This is a genomic window from Streptomyces sp. NPDC056296 (genome assembly GCF_042268605.1).
In the GTDB taxonomy this organism is placed as follows: domain Bacteria; phylum Actinomycetota; class Actinomycetes; order Streptomycetales; family Streptomycetaceae; genus Streptomyces.
Genome location: NZ_JBHJRX010000050.1, coordinates 56,276 through 73,090 on the forward strand (window position 1 = coordinate 56,276; position 16,815 = coordinate 73,090).

The following is a 16,815-nucleotide window of genomic DNA, read 5'->3' on the forward strand; positions in this document are numbered from 1 at the left end:
CCTCGATCTGTTGCTCACGTGGGTTCACGTGCGGGGGAAGGCGGCGCGACATGGACAAGCTCGGGGACGGGGACCCGCGGCGCATCGGCGATTACCGGCTGCTGGGGCGGCTCGGTGCGGGCGGTATGGGGCACGTGTACCTGGCCCGCTCGGACCGCGGACGCACGGTCGCCGTCAAGCTGGTGCGCGAGGAACTGGCCGCGCAGGAGGAGTTCCGGGAGCGGTTCCGGCAGGAGGTCGAGTCCGCGAGGCGGGTCGGCGGCCACTGGACGGCGCCCGTGCTGGACGCCGACACCGAGGCTGCTGTGCCCTGGGTCGCCACCGGGTACGTCGCCGGCCCCAGCCTCCAGCAGGTCGTGGGGCACGACCACGGCGCCCTGCCCGAGCGTTCGGTACGCACGCTGGCGGCCGGTCTCGCGCACGCCCTCCAGGACATCCACGCCGCCGGGATCATCCACCGCGACCTCAAGCCGTCCAACGTCCTCGTCACCATCGACGGCCCCCGCGTCATCGACTTCGGTATCGCGCGCGCCCTGCAGACGATGACCGACGGCGGGCTCACCCGCACCGGCGCGCTTGTCGGCTCGCCCGGTTTCATGGCGCCCGAGCAGGTGCGCGGCGACCGCATCACGCCCGCCTGCGACGTCTTCTGCCTCGGTTCCGTCGTCGCCTACGCCGCCACCGGCGAGCTGCCCTTCGGCACCGCCAACAGCGGCGTACACGCCCTGATGTTCCGCATCGCGCAGGAGGAACCCGACCTGGACGGCGTGCCCGAGTCCCTCGCCGACCTCGTACGCGACTGTCTGAAGAAGGACCCCGCCGCACGCCCCGCCCTCGCCGAGGTCCTGGAGCGCACGGGCGCGCAGGACACGGTCGCCGACGGCCGCTCCCGCGACCCCTGGCTGCCCAGCGCGCTGGTGGCGCAGCTCGGCCGGCACGCGGTACGGCTGCTGGACACGGAGAACCCGGAGGCGCCGGGAGCGGGCGGGGCCGCCGCGGTGGCCGCCCCGGACGCGGACGCGCCGTCCCCGTCCCCGTCGCCGGACCGGGAGCCGTCCGCCGCGACGTCGGACGGTCCGCCCCCACCGCGCGAGCCGGGCAGCGGTGGCGCCCCGCTGAACCACCTCCCCACACTGGTCGCGGGCCAGAGCCCTCCGACGCCCCCGCCCGCCTACGGCCACCCTCAGCAGCCCCAGCCCCAGCCCCCCGCCCACGGCTACGCCCCGCCCTACGGCGCGCCCCCCGGGTACCACCCGTACGGCGGCGGTCTCGGCTCGACCCCGCCCTACGGGCCCCCGCCGCCGTACGGTCCGCCGCATGAACCGCCCCGAAGAGGCCGCTCCACCGCGCTGCTGATCGTGGTCGCCCTGGTCGTCGCGCTGGGCGCCGGAGGCTCGGTCTACGCCCTGATGAGCGGGGACGACGGCAACAACCGGGCCGGCGACGACCCCACCAACACCTCGACGTCCGGCGCGTCCCGGAACCCGGGCCCCAGTACGGACGGCTCCGCTCCGACGACCGAGGCGGGCCGGCCGGCCACGCCCACGTCGTCGCCGCCCCAGGACGGCACGATCCCGACGGCGTACCTGGGCACGTGGGCCACGACCATCGACAACGCCTCCGGCGTCCACCCCAGGCGGCTGACCATCCAGCAGGGCGACGTGGGCGACACGGTCATGTCACTCGTCGCGGACGGACCGGCGGGCAACGGCACCTACCACTGCGTCTTCGAGGCCGACCTCAGCAACGCCCCGGGCTCCGACGGCCCCCTGAACCTCGGTCCCTCCACGGTGACGGTCGGCCCCGCCGCCACCTGCACCCCGGGCGAACCCACCCAGGTCGCCCTCCTGCCGAACGGCACCCTGGAACGCACCAACACAAGCACCGGCGAAACACTGACGTACCGACGCCAGTAGCGCGTACCTGCCCGCAGTACGCCCGCCGGACCCGTCACCGCGGCTCCGGCGGCCGCTGCCGGGGCATGTTCGGCCGAGCCCCGTTCGCCGGCGCCGAGAACCGCCCCGACACTCCCGCCGCCCCCGCTTCCGACCGCGCCCCGCCCGCGGACACCGCCTGCAACCCAAGGGGCGCCGACCCGGTCCGGAAATCCACCATCCAGTCCGCCGTCTCCGTCCGCACCAGCTCCGTCACGTCCTCCGAGAACCGCCGCAGCACCAGCAGACACCGCTCGGCCGCCTCACTCGCCGTCCCGTCCGCCGGACCCAGCACCTCCCGCACGCTCTCCGACGCCCAGTCGAACTGGAGCACCTGCAGCCGCCGCTGCACGGCCTGCGCCGTGGCGACGTCCCGCATCCACCCGGACGTGACCCCGAAATACCGGTCCCCGGCCACGCACGCCACCCCGAACAGCAGCGCCAGATACCCCCAGGGGGCGACCCCGCCCACCACCCCTGACATGTCCAGCAGCGGCAGCGCCGCCCCGGCGACCGCCCCCACCGCGGCCCCGCCCCGCAGCATCATGGCGCCCCGTCGCTTCCACACCCGGTCCGCCAGATACCAGCCCGCCGTGTCCAGCGCGCCCCGCTCCACCCACCGGTACAGCTCGTCCAGCCGCTCCGCGGGCAGCGCCCAGTCCCCGAGCGGAAACGCCCGCCCGGTGAGGTCGCCCGGCCGCAGCCCGGCCGCCCCCTCACCGCCCCGCCCGTCGTGCGGCGGCCCCTCGGGCTGCATCTCCGGCTGACCCACCCGGCACTCCCTACTGCTCACCGTCCGTGAAGACCTGAGACCTGAAGACCTGAAGACCTCATGCGCCAGCACCTTCCTACCGCCCAATGGGTGGCGAAGCCCTGGATTCCGCCGCTTTTCCGCCCGGAAGGAGGTGTTGATCAGGTATAGGGCCCCTTCGACGTCACTCGAAAGAGTGCTGGAGCGAGGGCCGCGCGGAGCACGTAGGCTCGTGCCGAACGGCAAAAACCCGCGGTGACCCCGCGGCGACAGCGGCGACAGGAGCTGAACGTGATCCCCGGTGGTGGCCAGCCCAACATGCAGCAGCTGCTTCAGCAGGCCCAGAAGATGCAGCAGGACCTCGCCCAGGCCCAGGAGGAACTGGCGAGGACCGAGGTCGACGGCCAGGCGGGCGGCGGCCTGGTGAAGGCGACGGTCACCGGCTCCGGCGAGCTGCGCGCCCTGCAGATCGACCCGAAGGCGGTGGACCCCGAGGACACCGAGACCCTGGCCGACCTGGTCGTGGCCGCGGTCCAGGCGGCCAACGAGAACGCGCAGGCTCTCCAGCAGCAGAAGCTCGGCCCGCTCGCCCAGGGCATGGGCGGCGGCAGCGGCATCCCCGGCCTGCCTTTCTGAGTTCGCCTTTCTCAGACCGGCCGAAGCCCTCTACCGTACGTAGTGCAGGAACCTCAGGAAGGACGGCAGTCCGTTGTACGAAGGCGTGGTCCAGGACCTCATCGACGAACTCGGGCGGCTGCCCGGCGTCGGTCCCAAGAGCGCGCAGCGGATCGCCTTCCACATCCTCCAGGCGGAACCGACCGACGTACGGCGGCTCGCCCAGGCCCTCATGGAAGTGAAGGCCAAAGTCCGCTTCTGCGCGACCTGCGGGAACGTCGCGCAGGAGGAGCAGTGCAACATCTGCCGCGACCCGCGTCGCGACCCCTCCGTCATCTGCGTGGTGGAGGAACCGAAGGACGTCGTGGCCATCGAGCGCACCCGCGAGTTCCGCGGGCGCTACCACGTGCTCGGCGGCGCGATCAGCCCGATCGACGGAGTCGGCCCCGACGACCTTCGCATCCGTGAACTGCTCGCCCGCCTCGCGGACGGCACCGTCACGGAACTGATCCTGGCCACGGACCCGAATCTGGAGGGCGAGGCCACGGCCACGTACCTCGCCCGCATGATCAAGCCCATGGGCCTCAAGGTCACCCGCCTGGCCAGCGGCCTCCCGGTGGGCGGCGACCTGGAATACGCGGACGAGGTGACCCTCGGCCGCGCCTTCGAGGGGAGACGACTCCTAGATGTCTGACGCCACGCTGCACGCGACCAACCAGAACCCCGACGACTTCGCCGTCCAGATCGCCGACCAGATCGAGAGCTTCCTGGTCGCCGTCACCGAGGTGGCGAAGGGCGACGAGCCCGACTCCGCCGTACCCTTCCTCCTCCTGGAGGTCTCCCAGCTCATGCTGGCCGGCGGCCGCCTGGGCGCCCACGAGGACATCGTCCCCGACGAGCGCTACGAGCCCGACCCGGGCCCGGAACTCGACGTGGACGAGCTCCGCGAGAACCTCGCCCGCATCCTCGACCCGATCGACGTCTACTCCGAGGTCTTCGACCCCTACGAGCCGCGCAAGGCCCCGGTCCCGGCCCGTATCTCCGACGACCTCACCGACGTCATCACCGACCTCCGCCACGGCATGGTCCACTACAAGGCCGGCCGCACCACGGAGGCCCTGTGGTGGTGGCAGTTCTCCTACTTCTCCAACTGGGGCTCCACGGCCTCGGCGACCCTGCGGGCGCTGCAGTCCGTGGTGGCGCACGTGAGGCTGAACCAGCCCCTTGAGGAGCTGGACGGCCTCGACACTGACCAGGGTCTGGGCGACGACACCCTGGAGACGGAGGCCGGCCGGGTCATGGTGGAGGAGATCGCGGGCCCACTGGGCCTGCGCCCGGTCCAGTGACGCAGTCCACTTCGGCGGGCTGGGGACAGGTGCTGTGCTGAAAAGCGTGAGCAGATGGAAGGGAAGTGTCATTTCGGCGCTCGGATGAGCGTCGTAAGGACAGTGGGGGGCGTTGTGTTCACGCTTTTTTGGGGGGAGGGGGCCGGCCCGGGCAGCACCGCCACTTGGTGATCACGCAGCATCGTGTCCGAGCGCCGCGCGCAGGGCCGCGCCTATCCGTCCGTAGCGGCCCCGCTCCTCCTCGCCCCGGCCGGCGTGCCGCTCCGCGCAGCGCAGGGCCGTGTCCGTGGCCTCAGCACCCCGGTCGAGCAGCAGCAGCACCGCCTCGACGCGCCCGAGACAGGCGGCCCATTCGAGAGCCGTCCGGCCCTTCATGGCCCGGTCCTCGATGTCCGCCCCACGGTCCAGGAGCAGGGCGACAGTCTCGGCGTGGTTGTCGCCCGCCGCCACGACGAGCGGTGTGTACGGGATGCGGTCCTGCGCCGCCATGGACACCCCGGCGTCGAGCAGCACGGCGACGGCGTCCGTACTCCCGTACATCGCCGCGCAGGTGAGCGGGGTCAGGTCGTGGTACGGCCCGGCGTGCGCCGCCGTGTCCGCGCCGGCCCCGAGCAGCACCCGGACGACGTCGGCGTGGTTCTCCTGCGCCGCCAGGTCCAGCGCCGTCCGCGCGTCTTCACCGAGAGCGTCCACCACCACGCCGGCGCCCAGCAGCCGGGCCACCGTCGTCACGTCCCCGTCCTTCGCAGCCCGCGTCAGTTCGTACGATCGCTCCACCCGCGCATCATTCCAGGGCGTCCCGCAGCCGGTCCGGGCACACGTACGGCGCGGTCACCGTCGGCACGCTGTACCAGCGCAGCGGCCAGGTGTTCCCCTCCAGCGCCGGAATGCCGACGTAGGTGACGGTCCGGGTCCCGCCGCTGTGCCGCTGTACGCCGAGCGGCCAGTCGTACGCGGCGACCTCCCCGGGCGCCAGCAGGAAGTACACCCACCGCCCACCGCCCGCCTCGCACACGATCGGCCCCGCGTCGTCGCCCGACGCCTCGACGAGCCAGTCGGCGACCAGCTCCCCCCGGATGCCGTCGATCCGTACGGCGTCGAAGTGCACGCCCGCGAGGTGCAGTTGGTGGCCGGTGGCCGGGACCCACGCCGGGCGATGAATTGTGTTCGTCATGGTCACACGCTGACGCCCGCGAGGCTACGCTCGGTAGCGACTGAGGTGATACACGCCGGGGTGTATCGGTCGGAGGTGCGTGCTGTGTCTCAAACGCCTGCTGCTTGGCGCTACGGCGGCAACCAGATGAAACGCTGGCGCACCAAGGCCAACGTGAGCAGAGAGCAACTGGCCGAGGCGGCCAACTACTCGCCGGACACGATCAAGTCGATGGAGCAGGGCGTCCGGATGCCGACGTCACGCGTGCTCGACGTTGCGGATGAGATGTGTTGTGCGGAGGGGATGCTGAGCGCGGCGAAGGACTATTTGCAGCGTGAGAAGTACCCGGAAGGGGCGCAGGACTTCATGGAACGCGAGAAGGAGGCGATCAGCCTCTGGTCGTACGAGGCCGCCTATGTCCCCGGGCTGTTGCAGACAGAGGGGTACGCGCGGTCGCTCATTGAAAACCACCACCCGCCTCTGGACGAGGAGACGGCGGAGAGGCGGATCACTGCGCGCCTCGAACGCCAGACGATCCTGACGGAGCGAAAGCCACCGGTTTCCTTCAGTTTCGTCGTCTACGAGGCCGCGCTGCGCAGTCCGCAGGTGGACGCCTCGCAACTGCGCCGTCTGTTGCAGGCGTTCGGTCTGCGCAATGTCATGCTGCAGGTCCTTCCGTTCGACAGAGGTATCCCGGCTGCGTTGATGGGGCCCATGGTCTTGCTCGAAACGCGTGATCACGAGCGGTTTGCATTCACAGAAGGTGCTCTGGCAAGCGATCTGTCGGCTGACCCGAAGGTTGTCAGCCGCGCCACCGAGGTGCTTAGCATGATCCGCGCGCAGGCTCTCGGCCCAGCCGAGTCGGCCCGGTTTCTCGAGCGGATGGTGGATCGTCATGAGTGACCAGTTGGACTGGTTCAAGTCGAGCTACAGCAACTCCGAAGGCGGCAACTGCGTCGAAGTCGCCCTCGCCGCCACCATCCACATCCGCGACTCCAAGACGGCCCCCGGCGCCCCCGAACTCCGGGTCTCCGCCCCGGCCTGGTCGGCCTTCATCGCCGCAGTTCAGCCCGGAGCTTGAGCCCCGGGACCCGAGCTCTTCCCTTGGGTTTCTGGTCTGGTTGAAATACCCAACCAACCAAGTCTGTAGCTGAGTTGAGGCGTCGTACCTCGTAAGAGTGACGTTCCGTGGTCAGCTTGCGTCGCTGTGTAAAGCCGCTCTAGGTTCGCGGCAAGTGCCGACTGAATATGTCGGCCCCGGCGGTGCTACCAACACCAATCCGGGACCTAACCTACGGAACGAATCGGACTTCGCCCGTGGCTTACGCCAACACTAGTCCCGCCCTCCCCTCCTCGTCCCACCCCATGGCCAATCCGGGCTACGGAAAACGCCCCGCAGGTGACGAAGACCCGCACGCGGACCCGGACTTCGCACACCTGAGCCCGCGTGAGGCGGAGATCGCCGTCTTCGTCGACCATCTCGACGACGGCCACGCGATGGGCCACAAGGTGCTCGCGGCACAGCACCCCCGCTACGGCCAGCAGGCGATGCGTACGTCTCTCAGCCGCCTCGCCGAGGCCGGCCACCTGCGCTGGATCAGGGAACACATCACCGTCGAGGACAACACCATGCGGTGGGTCACGCGGACCTATTGGTCGCGTACGCGCAGGTCGGAAGCCTGGTGGGAGGCGTTCGCGCGGGAGCGCAACGGCCGGATCGTGCCCGGTGACCTCCGACCCGGCCTGGCCCGCACCGACGAGCCCGAGCTGCCCGAACCGGAAGCCGATCCACAGTCCGAGCCGGAGTCCGAGGCGTCCACCTCGTACCTCACCCTGGCCGGAATCCGTGAAGCGAACCCCCGTATGTCCCTGTCCGAATCCGACTGCCGGTCCCTCGCCTCGCTGGCGGGGGAGTGGCTGTCGCGCGGGGCGACGCCCCAGGACATCACCCGCGCGGTGACCGAGGGCCTTCCCGCGACCGTGAACAACCCGGGCGGCCTCGCCCGCAACCGACTGGAGAACAAGATGCCCCCGAAGAAGGCGAAGATCCGCCAGAAGGCCGCCCCGCGCCGGGCCCGCGTGACCCGCGCGGTGATGTGCTGCATGTCCTGCGACGCGGACGAGCTGACGACGACGATCAAGGGCGGCATGTGCCCCGACTGCCGCGCGGAGTACGAGGCGGCCGTGGCCGCGGAGGAGGCCGGGCGGCTGGACGCCGGGTACGTGCCGGACACGTTCCTGGCCGACCCCGACGCCCACGCCGTGTACGAGTGGGTGGACGTCCCCCGCCGCGCGGCGGAGGTACGCGCGGCGGGCGGTCTGCGGCCGAGGACGGAGCGGGCGCTTTGAGCGTGCAGGAGGCGTCGGTGGGGGCACCATGGTGTCGAGGAGGCAACGCCATGACCCCCAGGACCGAGCACCGGCCCCAGATGTCCGTCGAGGAGTTCGAGGAGCTCGAACGCCATGCCCCGGAGATGGTGCGGCTGGAGTTCATTAACGGAAAGGTCGCGGTCAAGCCCATGCCGGACGGCAACCACAGCGAGATCGTTGCCTGGCTGCAGATGCTCTGTATGCAGCATCGCCCTGACCTGTGGCTGTACGCCGAGCGGGGCCTCAAGACGGAGGACTACCGGAAGGGACGGGCGCGCGCCGACGGCGTGCTGGTTCCCAGAGGCGCTTTCAAGGGGCACGGTGAGTGGTCGGCGCCCGGCAGCGCCCTGATGGCTGTGGAAGTCACCTCATGGGATTCCGATGCCGCGCAGCGGGACCGCGTGGACAAGCCCGATGGGTACGCGGCTGCTGGGATCCCGGTCTACTTGCTCGTCGACCGCGACGACTGCACGGTCACCGTGTTCACCGAACCGAAGGACGGCCGTTACCGCCAGCAGGTGAACAGCGCCTTTGGCGCCCCCGTGACTCTCCCCTCCCCCGTCGACATCACCCTCGACACCGAGCCCCTCAAAGAGCTCGCGGACTGACCCGCCCGCTTGTGAACGTGTGACACACGGCACTTTTCCGAGTGACCCGCGCAGCGATGGGCATGAGCCAGCCTGAGCGAGTACCCGGGTCTCATCATGCGATACCGCAGTGGCGGAATCCGGACGCTCGGTAAAATGAGCCGACCGCAGTACATATACGTACGTGCGGAAAGAGACGGATTGAGCGAGGAGCGCACGTGGGCCTTGTCGTGCAGAAGTACGGAGGCTCCTCCGTAGCCGATGCCGAAGGCATCAAGCGCGTCGCCAAGCGGATCGTGGAAGCGAAGAAGAACGGCAACCAGGTGGTCGCCGTCGTTTCCGCGATGGGCGACACGACGGACGAGCTGATCGATCTCGCCGAGCAGGTATCCCCGATCCCTGCCGGGCGTGAACTCGACATGCTGCTGACCGCCGGAGAGCGTATCTCCATGGCGCTGCTGGCCATGGCGATCAAAAACCTGGGTCACGAGGCCCAGTCGTTCACCGGCAGCCAGGCTGGAGTCATCACCGACTCGGTCCACAACAAGGCCCGGATCATCGACGTCACGCCGGGTCGTATCAAGACCTCGGTGGACGAGGGCAACGTCGCCATCGTGGCCGGTTTCCAGGGCGTCAGCCAGGACAGCAAGGACATCACCACGCTGGGGCGCGGCGGGTCCGACACCACGGCCGTCGCTCTCGCCGCCGCGCTCGACGCGGATGTGTGTGAGATCTACACCGATGTCGACGGCGTGTTCACCGCCGACCCGCGTGTGGTGAAGAAGGCGAAGAAGATCGACTGGATCTCCTTCGAGGACATGCTGGAGCTCGCGGCCTCCGGTTCCAAGGTGCTCCTCCACCGCTGTGTGGAGTACGCCCGCCGGTACAACATCCCGATCCACGTCCGGTCCAGCTTCAGCGGACTGCAGGGCACGTGGGTCAGCAGCGAGCCACGCATTCGATCGTCACAGCAGCAAGGGGAAAAGCAGGTGGAGCAGGCCCTCATCTCCGGTGTCGCGCACGACACCTCGGAGGCCAAGGTCACGGTCGTCGGTGTGCCGGACAAGCCGGGCGAGGCGGCCGCGATCTTCCGCGCGATCGCCGACGCCCAGGTCAACATCGACATGGTCGTGCAGAACGTGTCCGCCGCCTCCACGGGCCTGACGGACATCTCCTTCACCCTGCCGAAGACCGAGGGCCGCAAGGCCATCGACGCGCTGGAGAAGGGCCGGGCCGGCATCGGCTTCGACTCGCTGCGCTACGACGACCAGATCGCCAAGATCTCCCTGGTCGGCGCGGGGATGAAGAGCAACCCGGGCGTCACCGCCGACTTCTTCACCGCGCTGTCCGACGCCGGGGTGAACATCGAGCTGATCTCGACCTCCGAGATCCGTATCTCGGTCGTCACCCGCAAGGACGACGTGAACGAGGCCGTCCGCGCCGTGCACACCGCCTTCGGGCTGGACTCCGACAGCGACGAGGCCGTCGTCTACGGGGGCACCGGGCGCTGATGGTCGACATCGCGGGTGCCGGGCGCACCGGGCGGCCGACCCTGGCCGTCGTCGGAGCGACCGGCGCCGTCGGTGCGGTCATGCTCCAGATCCTGTCCCAGCACGCGGACGTCTGGGGCGACATCCGCCTGATCGCCTCGCCGCGCTCGGCCGGCCGCAAGCTGGCCGTGCGGGGTGAGGAGGTCGAGGTCGTCGCGCTGAGCGAAGAGGCCTTCGACGGGGTCGACGTCGCCATGTTCGACGTACCCGACGAGGTCTCCGCGCAGTGGGCGCCGGTCGCTGCGGCCAAGGGCGTGGTGGTGGTCGACAACTCCGGCGCGTTCCGGATGGACCCGGACGTGCCGCTCGTCGTGCCCGAGGTCAATCCGCACGCGGTGCGGATGCGGCCGCGCGGGATCGTCGCCAACCCCAACTGCACGACGCTGTCCATGATCGTGGCGCTGGGCGCGCTGCATGCCGAGTTCGGGCTGCGCGAGCTGGTCGTCTCCTCGTACCAGGCGGTGAGCGGGGCCGGGCGGGACGGTGTGGAGACGCTGCGCCGGCAGCTGTCCCTGGTGGCCGGGACCGAGCTGGGGACGCACCCCGGTGACGTGCGGCGGGCGGTCGGCGACGACACCGGGCCGTTCCCGGAGCCGGTCGCGCTGAACGTCGTACCGTGGGCCGGTTCGCTGAAGGACGACGGTTGGTCGTCGGAGGAGATGAAGGTGCGGGACGAGTCCCGCAAGATCCTCGGGCTGCCGCAGCTTCCGGTGGCGGTGACGTGCGTCCGGGTTCCCGTGGTCACCACGCACTCGCTGACCGTGCACGCCCGCTTCGAGGGCGAGGTCACCGTCGAGGGGGCCCGGGAGATCCTGGCCACCGCGCCCGGCGTCGTCCTCTTCGACAACCCGGCCGCGGGGGAGTTCCCGACCCCCGCCGACGTGGTCGGCACCGACCCGACCTGGGTCGGCCGGGTGCGGCGGGCCCTGGACGACCCGACGGCGCTCGAACTCTTCGTCTGCGGGGACAACCTGCGCAAGGGGGCCGCGCTGAACACCGCGCAGATCGCGGAACTGGTGGCGGCCGAGTTCGCCTGAACAGGCATCAGGGGGGACAAAAGCCCTGGTCGTTGTGGGGTTTGTCCGGAGGATCCATGAACGAGATGTGATCCGGAAGTTGGTCCGGACTACTTGTATCCGACACCTGTGGCATCAGAGGATTTGCTCCCCGCCCTCCGCAACCGTGCGGAGGGCGGGGAGCGTCTTTGCGGTCACCCATTCAGGGCGCGGGGACGCGTGAGTCGGCGTGGGGACGCCGAGGACGGGCGTGGGGACGCTCGTTCACATGGGACATAGGGGAAGAGCGGGACGATGAGGGCCTATGACGCACCGTCAGTCGGGTGGCTGCCCGACAGACACGGGAACGTGACGCCCGGCACGTACAACCCTCACGGGGGTGTGCGTGTCCAACTGGCGTGGCAGAGGTTCTCGAATTCACCGCAGGAACGCGCGGCGCGGCTCTGCGCCCGCCCAGCCGGTCCGTCCGTCCCCGTGTGGCCGGTCCGGCCGGTGGCATGCCGGTGATCGCGCCCATGCCCGCAGCGCGGCCGGCCCGCATATCGAACCAGCGCGACGGCGCTGAAGAGGACGTGGCGGCGGCGGGTACCACCGTCGACCACCTCACCGAGACGTACCGGACGCACTACCGGTCACTGCTCGGCCTCGCCGCCCTCCTCCTCGACGACACCGCCTCCTGCGAGGACGTCGTCCAGGAGGCCTTCATCCGGGTCCACTCGGCGCGCAAACGCGTCCGTGACCCGGAGAAGACCCTGGCGTACCTGCGCCAGACCGTCGTCAATCTCTCGCGTTCGGCGCTGCGCCGCCGCATCCTCGGCCTCAAGCTGCTCTCCAAGCCGATGCCGGACATGGCGAGCGCGGAGGAGGGCGCCTACGACCAGCTGGAGCGCGACTCCCTGATCAAGGCGATGAAGGGACTCCAGCGCCGCCAGCGCGAGGTCCTGGTCCTGCGCTACTTCGCCGACATGACCGAGGCCCAGGTCGCCGAGACGCTCGGCATATCCCTCGGCTCGGTCAAGGCGTACGGTTCGCGCGGCATCGCGGCGCTCAGGGTGGCCATGGAGGCACCGGCATGAGCGACGGCGACGACGCGCGGCGCGACGCCCGCGACGAGCACAGCCCCCGGGAGGGGGACGCGCCGACCGAGCCGACCGGACCGGCCGGGCTGATCGGGCACGAGCAGCCGAAGCACACGCACGCTGGGAACGGAACTGTGAACCACGGCCCCGCCGAACAGGGCCCCGACGCTCAGGGCCCCGACGCTCAGGGCCCCGCCGAACAGGGCCCCGACGCTCAGGGCCCCGACGCTCAGGGCCCCGCCGAACAGGGCCCCGACGCTCAGGGACCCGACGCTCAGAGCCCCGACGCTCAGGGGCCCCGCGCCCAAGGGCCCCGCGCTCAGGGACCCGACGGGCTCGACTCCGACGAGCTGGCCCTGCGCAGGATGCTGCACCACGCCGTCCAGGACGTGGAGCCGAGCGACGGCACCCTGGACCACCTGCGCCGCGCGGTGCCCGCCCGGCGGGCCCGCAAGCGCCAGGCCGCGGTCGGCGTGGCGGCCGCCGCCCTCTTCCTCGGCACGGCGGTCCCGGCCCTCGTGCACGTCTCGGGTGCCACCGGACCGGGGGCCGACCCGTCCGTCGCGGGCCACGCCTCGCAGGCCCAGGGCGGCGCCTCCCAGGGCAAGGACCCGGCCGGCGGCCAGAGCGGCATCGCCGGCTCCGCGGGCACCGACGAGGGCAAGGACAAGGCCGACCCGAAGGAGACGCCCGACAAGGACGAGGAGAGCGGCGCCGCGACGGGCTCGGACCCGGGCGCCGACCCGTCCGCCAGTACCGCCGCCGACATCCCCGTGTGTACGGCCAAGCAGCTCGGCCCGGCCGTCGCGAGCAGCGCCGCCCCCGACTCCGCGGGCGCGGTCTACGGTTCCTTCAGCGTCACCAACGTCTCCTCCGACGGCTGCACCGTCGCCGGCCCCGGCAGCGTGGTCACCACCCCGCAGGGCGCGGCGGACGCCACGAAGATCGGCACGGCACGGCACGCGGCCGGGGACGCCGCGGCCGGACTGCCCGACCCGTCCCTGGAGACCACCTCGCTGACGCTGGCGCCCAGCTCCGCGTACGAGGTGCAGTTCGCCTGGGTGCCCTCGGAGACCTGTCCCACCACCGGCGGCACCACGGGGGGCGGCACCGGCGGCCCCTCGCCCGGTCCCTCGCCCACCGAGGAGCCGACCGGCACGGGCGGCACCTCCACGAGCGGTGGCGGCGGCGACACCGGCACCGGCACCACGCCCCAGCTGGTCACCGAGGACGGCCCGGCCGACGGGAGCGTGTCGGTGACGTACACCCCGGAGGGCGGCGCCGGTTCGGCGACGGCCACCGTGTCCAACGCGTGCGCGGGGACGGTGTACTGGACGGGTGTGCTGGCGGGGACGGGGATGTAACCCCGCCGCCGGGTGCGCCCCCCCGCTCTACGCTCTACGGGCCGTCCGGCGTCAGACGCCGGACGGGGTGGGGTGCGACTCCCGCTCCGGCTCGTCCTCCGGGACCAGGCCCAGCTCCGCGTCCCGGGCGAGTTCGACCTCGCGGCGCAGCAGCCGGAACCACATGAAGATCACGAACCCCACGAAGGCGAACCACTCGGCGGTGTAGCCGAGGTTCTGGAACGCCTTGAGGTCCAGCCCGGTGTTCTGCGGCGCGCTCACGGGCACGGCGCGCATCCCGGAGTCGCCCTCGTTGAGCGTGACCCACGCGTCGTAGACGTCGTACGGCACGAGGTTCAGCAGGGTCGCCGCGCTGATCGCGCCGGTCTGCCCGGCCGGCCATCCGGTGCGGCCGCTGACGCCGCCCGCGCCGACCGACTCGGCGGCCTGGAGCGCTCCGGTGACGGTGACCTCGCCGGTGGGCGGGGCCGGGGCCTTCGCCGGGTCGGGCTCGCCGGGCAGCCAGCCCCGTACGACGGGCAGTGCCTGGCCGGCGTCGGTGCGCAGCAGGGTGAGGACGTAGTAGCCCTCCCGGCCGTCCAGCTCTCGCTCCGGGACGAGCAGCTGGTCGTCGTACCGGCCGCGCACGGTGGTCTGGTCGCCGACCGTCGCCTTGTCCACCGGCAGCAGCTCCGCCAGCGGGCGGGCCGCCTCCCCGCGGGCCGACTCGTCCTGGTTGGTCGCGGTCTCGTGGTCCTGCACCCGGTCCTCGAACCGGCCGAGCTGCCAGGAACCCATGAAGATGCAGAACGGGATGGCCAGGACGACGAAGACGTTGATCCCCCACCATCGGGGCGTCAGCAGAAACCGGTACACGCCCTCCACGGTACGGTGCGCGCCCCCGCGGCCCGTCCTCGGGGCTGTGGAAAAGCGTCGGACGGAGCCGGGACGGGCGGAGTTGTCCACAGGCTGGGGATCCGATCCGCGCGTTGTCCCCGGGACGGGGCAGTATGGGGCCATGACTGAGAGCAACGGGTCCGTGTCACCGGACCAGCGGCGGGGACAGGACAGCGCGGGGGACGGGTCGCGGGGCGCGGAGACGCCCGAGTGGGAGAAGCGGTTCCGGGCGCCGCGGGTGTCGCTGCCCGACTGGGCCGAGGACGCGCCGGACCGCTCCCTGTTCGTGTCGAACGCGACGGGGACGTACGAGCTGTACGCCTGGGACCGGTCGACCGGTGAGCAGCGTCAGGTCACCGACCGGCCCAACGGCACGACGGACGGCGTGCTCTCACCGGACGGCGACTGGATCTGGTGGTTCGACGACAAGGACGGCGACGAGTTCGGCGTCTGGCGTCGCCAGCCCTTCCCGGGCGGCGAGGACGAGCTCGCGGTGCCGGGCCTCGACCCCTCCTACCCGGCGGGCCTCGCCCTCGGCCGGGACGGGCGTACGGCGGTGATCGGCCGCTCGACCGACGAGGACGGTACGACGATCCACCTCGCGTACGCGGGCGGGCCCCCGGCGGAGATCTACCGGCACCGCGAGTCCGCGGGCGTCGGCGACCTCTCGCACGACGGCACGCTGATCGCCATCGAGCACACCGAGCACGGCGACGCCATGCACTCGGCGCTGCGCGTCCTGCGCCCCGACGGCTCGAAGGTCGCCGAGCTGGACGACACGGAGGGCGGCGAGGAGGAGCTGGGCCTGGAGGTCCTCGGCTTCGCGCCGGTCGACGGCGACACCCGCCTGCTCATCGGCCACCAGCGCCGGGGCCGCTGGGAGCCCCTGGTGTGGGACGTGGCGACGGGCGAGCAGACCGACCTCGCCCTGGAGCTGCCCGGCGACGTCAGCGCCGAGTGGTACCCGGACGGCGGCGGCCTGCTGATCGTGCACGGCTTCGAGGCCCGCAGCGAGCTGTTCCGGTACGACTTCGCCGAGCGCGAGCTGATCGAGATCGAGACCCCGCCCGGCACGGTCTCCGGGGCGACGGCCCGCCCGGACGGCAGCGTGGAGTACCTGTGGTCGTCGGCCGCCGAGCCGTCGGCGGTGCGCTCCACCACGGGCCGGGTCGTGCTGGACCCGCCCGGCATGAAGTCGCCCGGCTCGGTTCCGGTGGAGGACGTGTGGGTGGACGGCCCGGGCGGCCGCATCCACGCCCTGGTCCAGAAGCCGGCCGGCACGACCGGACCACTCCCGACGGTCTTCGACATCCACGGCGGCCCGACCTGGCACGACAGCGACGCCTTCGCCGCCGGCCCCGCCGCCTGGGTCGACCACGGGTACGCGGTGGTCCGCGTCAACTACCGCGGCTCCACCGGATACGGCCGTGCCTGGACCGACGCCCTCAAGCACCGGGTCGGTCTCATCGAGCTGGAGGACATCGAGGCGGTGCGCGAGTGGGCGGTCACCTCCGGCCTCGCGGACCCCGAGCGGCTGATCCTCACCGGCGGCTCCTGGGGCGGCTACCTCACCCTCCTCGGCATCGGCACCCGGCCCGAGGCGTGGACGCTGGGCATCGCCGCCGTGCCGGTCGCCGACTACGTCACCGCGTACCACGACGAGATGGAGGGCCTGAAGGCCCTCGACCGCACCCTCCTCGGCGGCACCCCCGAAGAGGTCCCCGACCGCTTCGAGGCGTCCTCGCCACTGACCTACGTCGACCAGGTCAAGGCGCCGGTCTACATCTCCGCCGGCGTCAACGACCCACGCTGCCCGATCCGCCAGGTCGAGAACTACGTCGAGCGCCTGGAGGCGAGGGGCGCGGCCCACGAGGTCTACCGCTACGACGCGGGGCACGGGTCACTGGTGGTGGACGAACGGATCAAGCAGGTCCGGCTGGAACTGGACTTCGCGGAAAGGTACTTGCCGCGTAGCTAGCCGGGTGGTGGCTTCTTGACCGACCGAGACGGGTGGTGGGTGGGCATAGGCCGGGGGTCCAGGGGGCGGAGCCCCCTGGCGGGGGTGTGGGGGGGGGGGGGCCCCCCCCCCCCCCCCCCCCCCCCCCCCCCCCCCCCCCCCCCCACCCCCCCCCCCCCCCCCCCCCCCCCCCCCCCCCCCCCCCCCCCCCCCCCCC

17 protein-coding genes are annotated in these 16,815 nt (G+C 71.6%); 13 read left to right on the plus strand and 4 right to left on the minus strand.

The genetic code is table 11. The features are described 5' to 3' along the window. Positions 1-50: 50 nt before the first annotated feature. Positions 51-1,916 carry a protein kinase gene (locus ACFCZF_RS30760; protein ID WP_376674403.1) on the plus strand — a complete coding sequence of 622 codons (1,866 nt, stop codon included), beginning with the start codon at positions 51-53 and terminating at the stop codon, positions 1,914-1,916. A 34-nt stretch (positions 1,917-1,950) separates the two neighbouring features. Here the strand turns inward: ACFCZF_RS30760 and ACFCZF_RS30765 are convergent, their stop codons facing one another. Next, positions 1,951-2,706 carry an SLATT domain-containing protein gene (locus ACFCZF_RS30765; protein ID WP_375909486.1) on the minus strand — a complete coding sequence of 252 codons (756 nt, stop codon included), beginning with the start codon at positions 2,704-2,706 and terminating at the stop codon, positions 1,951-1,953. Between the two features lie 270 nt (positions 2,707-2,976). Here ACFCZF_RS30765 and ACFCZF_RS30770 point away from each other — a divergent pair, with 270 nt between their 5' ends. From ACFCZF_RS30770 to ACFCZF_RS30780, 3 genes are all read left to right on the plus strand, one after another. After that, complete coding sequence (locus tag ACFCZF_RS30770) at positions 2,977-3,321, plus strand: YbaB/EbfC family nucleoid-associated protein (RefSeq protein WP_375909488.1); 345 nt, start codon at positions 2,977-2,979, stop codon at positions 3,319-3,321. Positions 3,322-3,394: 73 nt separating this feature from the next. Next, positions 3,395-3,994 carry a recombination mediator RecR gene (gene recR, locus ACFCZF_RS30775; protein ID WP_087808111.1) on the plus strand — a complete coding sequence of 200 codons (600 nt, stop codon included), beginning with the start codon at positions 3,395-3,397 and terminating at the stop codon, positions 3,992-3,994. After that, positions 3,987-4,646 carry a DUF5063 domain-containing protein gene (locus tag ACFCZF_RS30780; RefSeq protein WP_376674404.1) on the plus strand — a complete coding sequence of 220 codons (660 nt, stop codon included), beginning with the start codon at positions 3,987-3,989 and terminating at the stop codon, positions 4,644-4,646. Before recR ends, ACFCZF_RS30780 begins: the two co-directional genes overlap by 8 nt. 171 nt (positions 4,647-4,817) lie before the next feature. Here the strand turns inward: ACFCZF_RS30780 and ACFCZF_RS30785 are convergent, their stop codons facing one another. Both ACFCZF_RS30785 and ACFCZF_RS30790 read right to left on the minus strand, forming a co-directional pair. Continuing rightward, positions 4,818-5,423, minus strand: a complete 606-nt coding sequence (locus tag ACFCZF_RS30785; protein ID WP_376674405.1) for an ankyrin repeat domain-containing protein — start codon at positions 5,421-5,423, stop codon at positions 4,818-4,820. A gap of 7 nt (positions 5,424-5,430) precedes the next feature. Continuing rightward, a complete protein-coding gene (locus ACFCZF_RS30790) occupies positions 5,431-5,820 on the minus strand; it encodes a hypothetical protein (RefSeq protein ID WP_376674406.1) in 390 nt (129 codons plus the stop codon). A gap of 126 nt (positions 5,821-5,946) precedes the next feature. Between ACFCZF_RS30790 and ACFCZF_RS30795 the strand changes: the two genes are divergently transcribed. The 8 genes from ACFCZF_RS30795 to ACFCZF_RS30830 all read left to right on the plus strand — a co-directional run bounded on the left by ACFCZF_RS30795 (position 5,947) and on the right by ACFCZF_RS30830 (position 13,765). After that, positions 5,947-6,702 carry a helix-turn-helix transcriptional regulator gene (locus ACFCZF_RS30795; RefSeq protein ID WP_376674415.1) on the plus strand — a complete coding sequence of 252 codons (756 nt, stop codon included), beginning with the start codon at positions 5,947-5,949 and terminating at the stop codon, positions 6,700-6,702. Further along, entirely contained in the window at positions 6,695-6,880 is a 186-nt protein-coding gene (locus ACFCZF_RS30800) for a DUF397 domain-containing protein (RefSeq protein ID WP_376674407.1), read from the plus strand. Before ACFCZF_RS30795 ends, ACFCZF_RS30800 begins: the two co-directional genes overlap by 8 nt. 236 nt (positions 6,881-7,116) lie before the next feature. Then, a complete protein-coding gene (locus ACFCZF_RS30805; RefSeq protein ID WP_376674408.1) occupies positions 7,117-8,148 on the plus strand; it encodes a hypothetical protein in 1,032 nt (343 codons plus the stop codon). A 50-nt stretch (positions 8,149-8,198) separates the two neighbouring features. Further along, the gene (locus ACFCZF_RS30810; RefSeq protein WP_376674409.1) at positions 8,199-8,777 is read left to right on the plus strand and encodes a Uma2 family endonuclease; all 579 of its coding nucleotides are present in this window, start codon (positions 8,199-8,201) and stop codon (positions 8,775-8,777) included. Between the two features lie 197 nt (positions 8,778-8,974). Next, entirely contained in the window at positions 8,975-10,267 is a 1,293-nt protein-coding gene (locus ACFCZF_RS30815; protein ID WP_375909506.1) for an aspartate kinase, read from the plus strand. Then, a complete protein-coding gene (locus ACFCZF_RS30820) occupies positions 10,267-11,343 on the plus strand; it encodes an aspartate-semialdehyde dehydrogenase (protein WP_375909508.1) in 1,077 nt (358 codons plus the stop codon). Before ACFCZF_RS30815 ends, ACFCZF_RS30820 begins: the two co-directional genes overlap by 1 nt. 476 nt (positions 11,344-11,819) lie before the next feature. After that, complete coding sequence (locus ACFCZF_RS30825) at positions 11,820-12,398, plus strand: SigE family RNA polymerase sigma factor (protein WP_376674416.1); 579 nt, start codon at positions 11,820-11,822, stop codon at positions 12,396-12,398. Continuing rightward, positions 12,395-13,765 (plus strand): hypothetical protein, encoded by a 1,371-nt coding sequence (locus ACFCZF_RS30830; protein ID WP_376674410.1) that lies wholly within the window; start codon positions 12,395-12,397, stop codon positions 13,763-13,765. The genes ACFCZF_RS30825 and ACFCZF_RS30830 overlap by 4 nt, the downstream gene beginning before the upstream one ends. Before the next feature lie 51 nt (positions 13,766-13,816). Here the strand turns inward: ACFCZF_RS30830 and ACFCZF_RS30835 are convergent, their stop codons facing one another. Then, positions 13,817-14,629 carry an SURF1 family protein gene (locus tag ACFCZF_RS30835; protein WP_376674411.1) on the minus strand — a complete coding sequence of 271 codons (813 nt, stop codon included), beginning with the start codon at positions 14,627-14,629 and terminating at the stop codon, positions 13,817-13,819. A gap of 133 nt (positions 14,630-14,762) precedes the next feature. Between ACFCZF_RS30835 and ACFCZF_RS30840 the strand changes: the two genes are divergently transcribed. Further along, positions 14,763-16,619 (plus strand): S9 family peptidase, encoded by a 1,857-nt coding sequence (locus ACFCZF_RS30840; RefSeq protein ID WP_376674412.1) that lies wholly within the window; start codon positions 14,763-14,765, stop codon positions 16,617-16,619. Positions 16,620-16,815 lie beyond the last annotated feature (196 nt).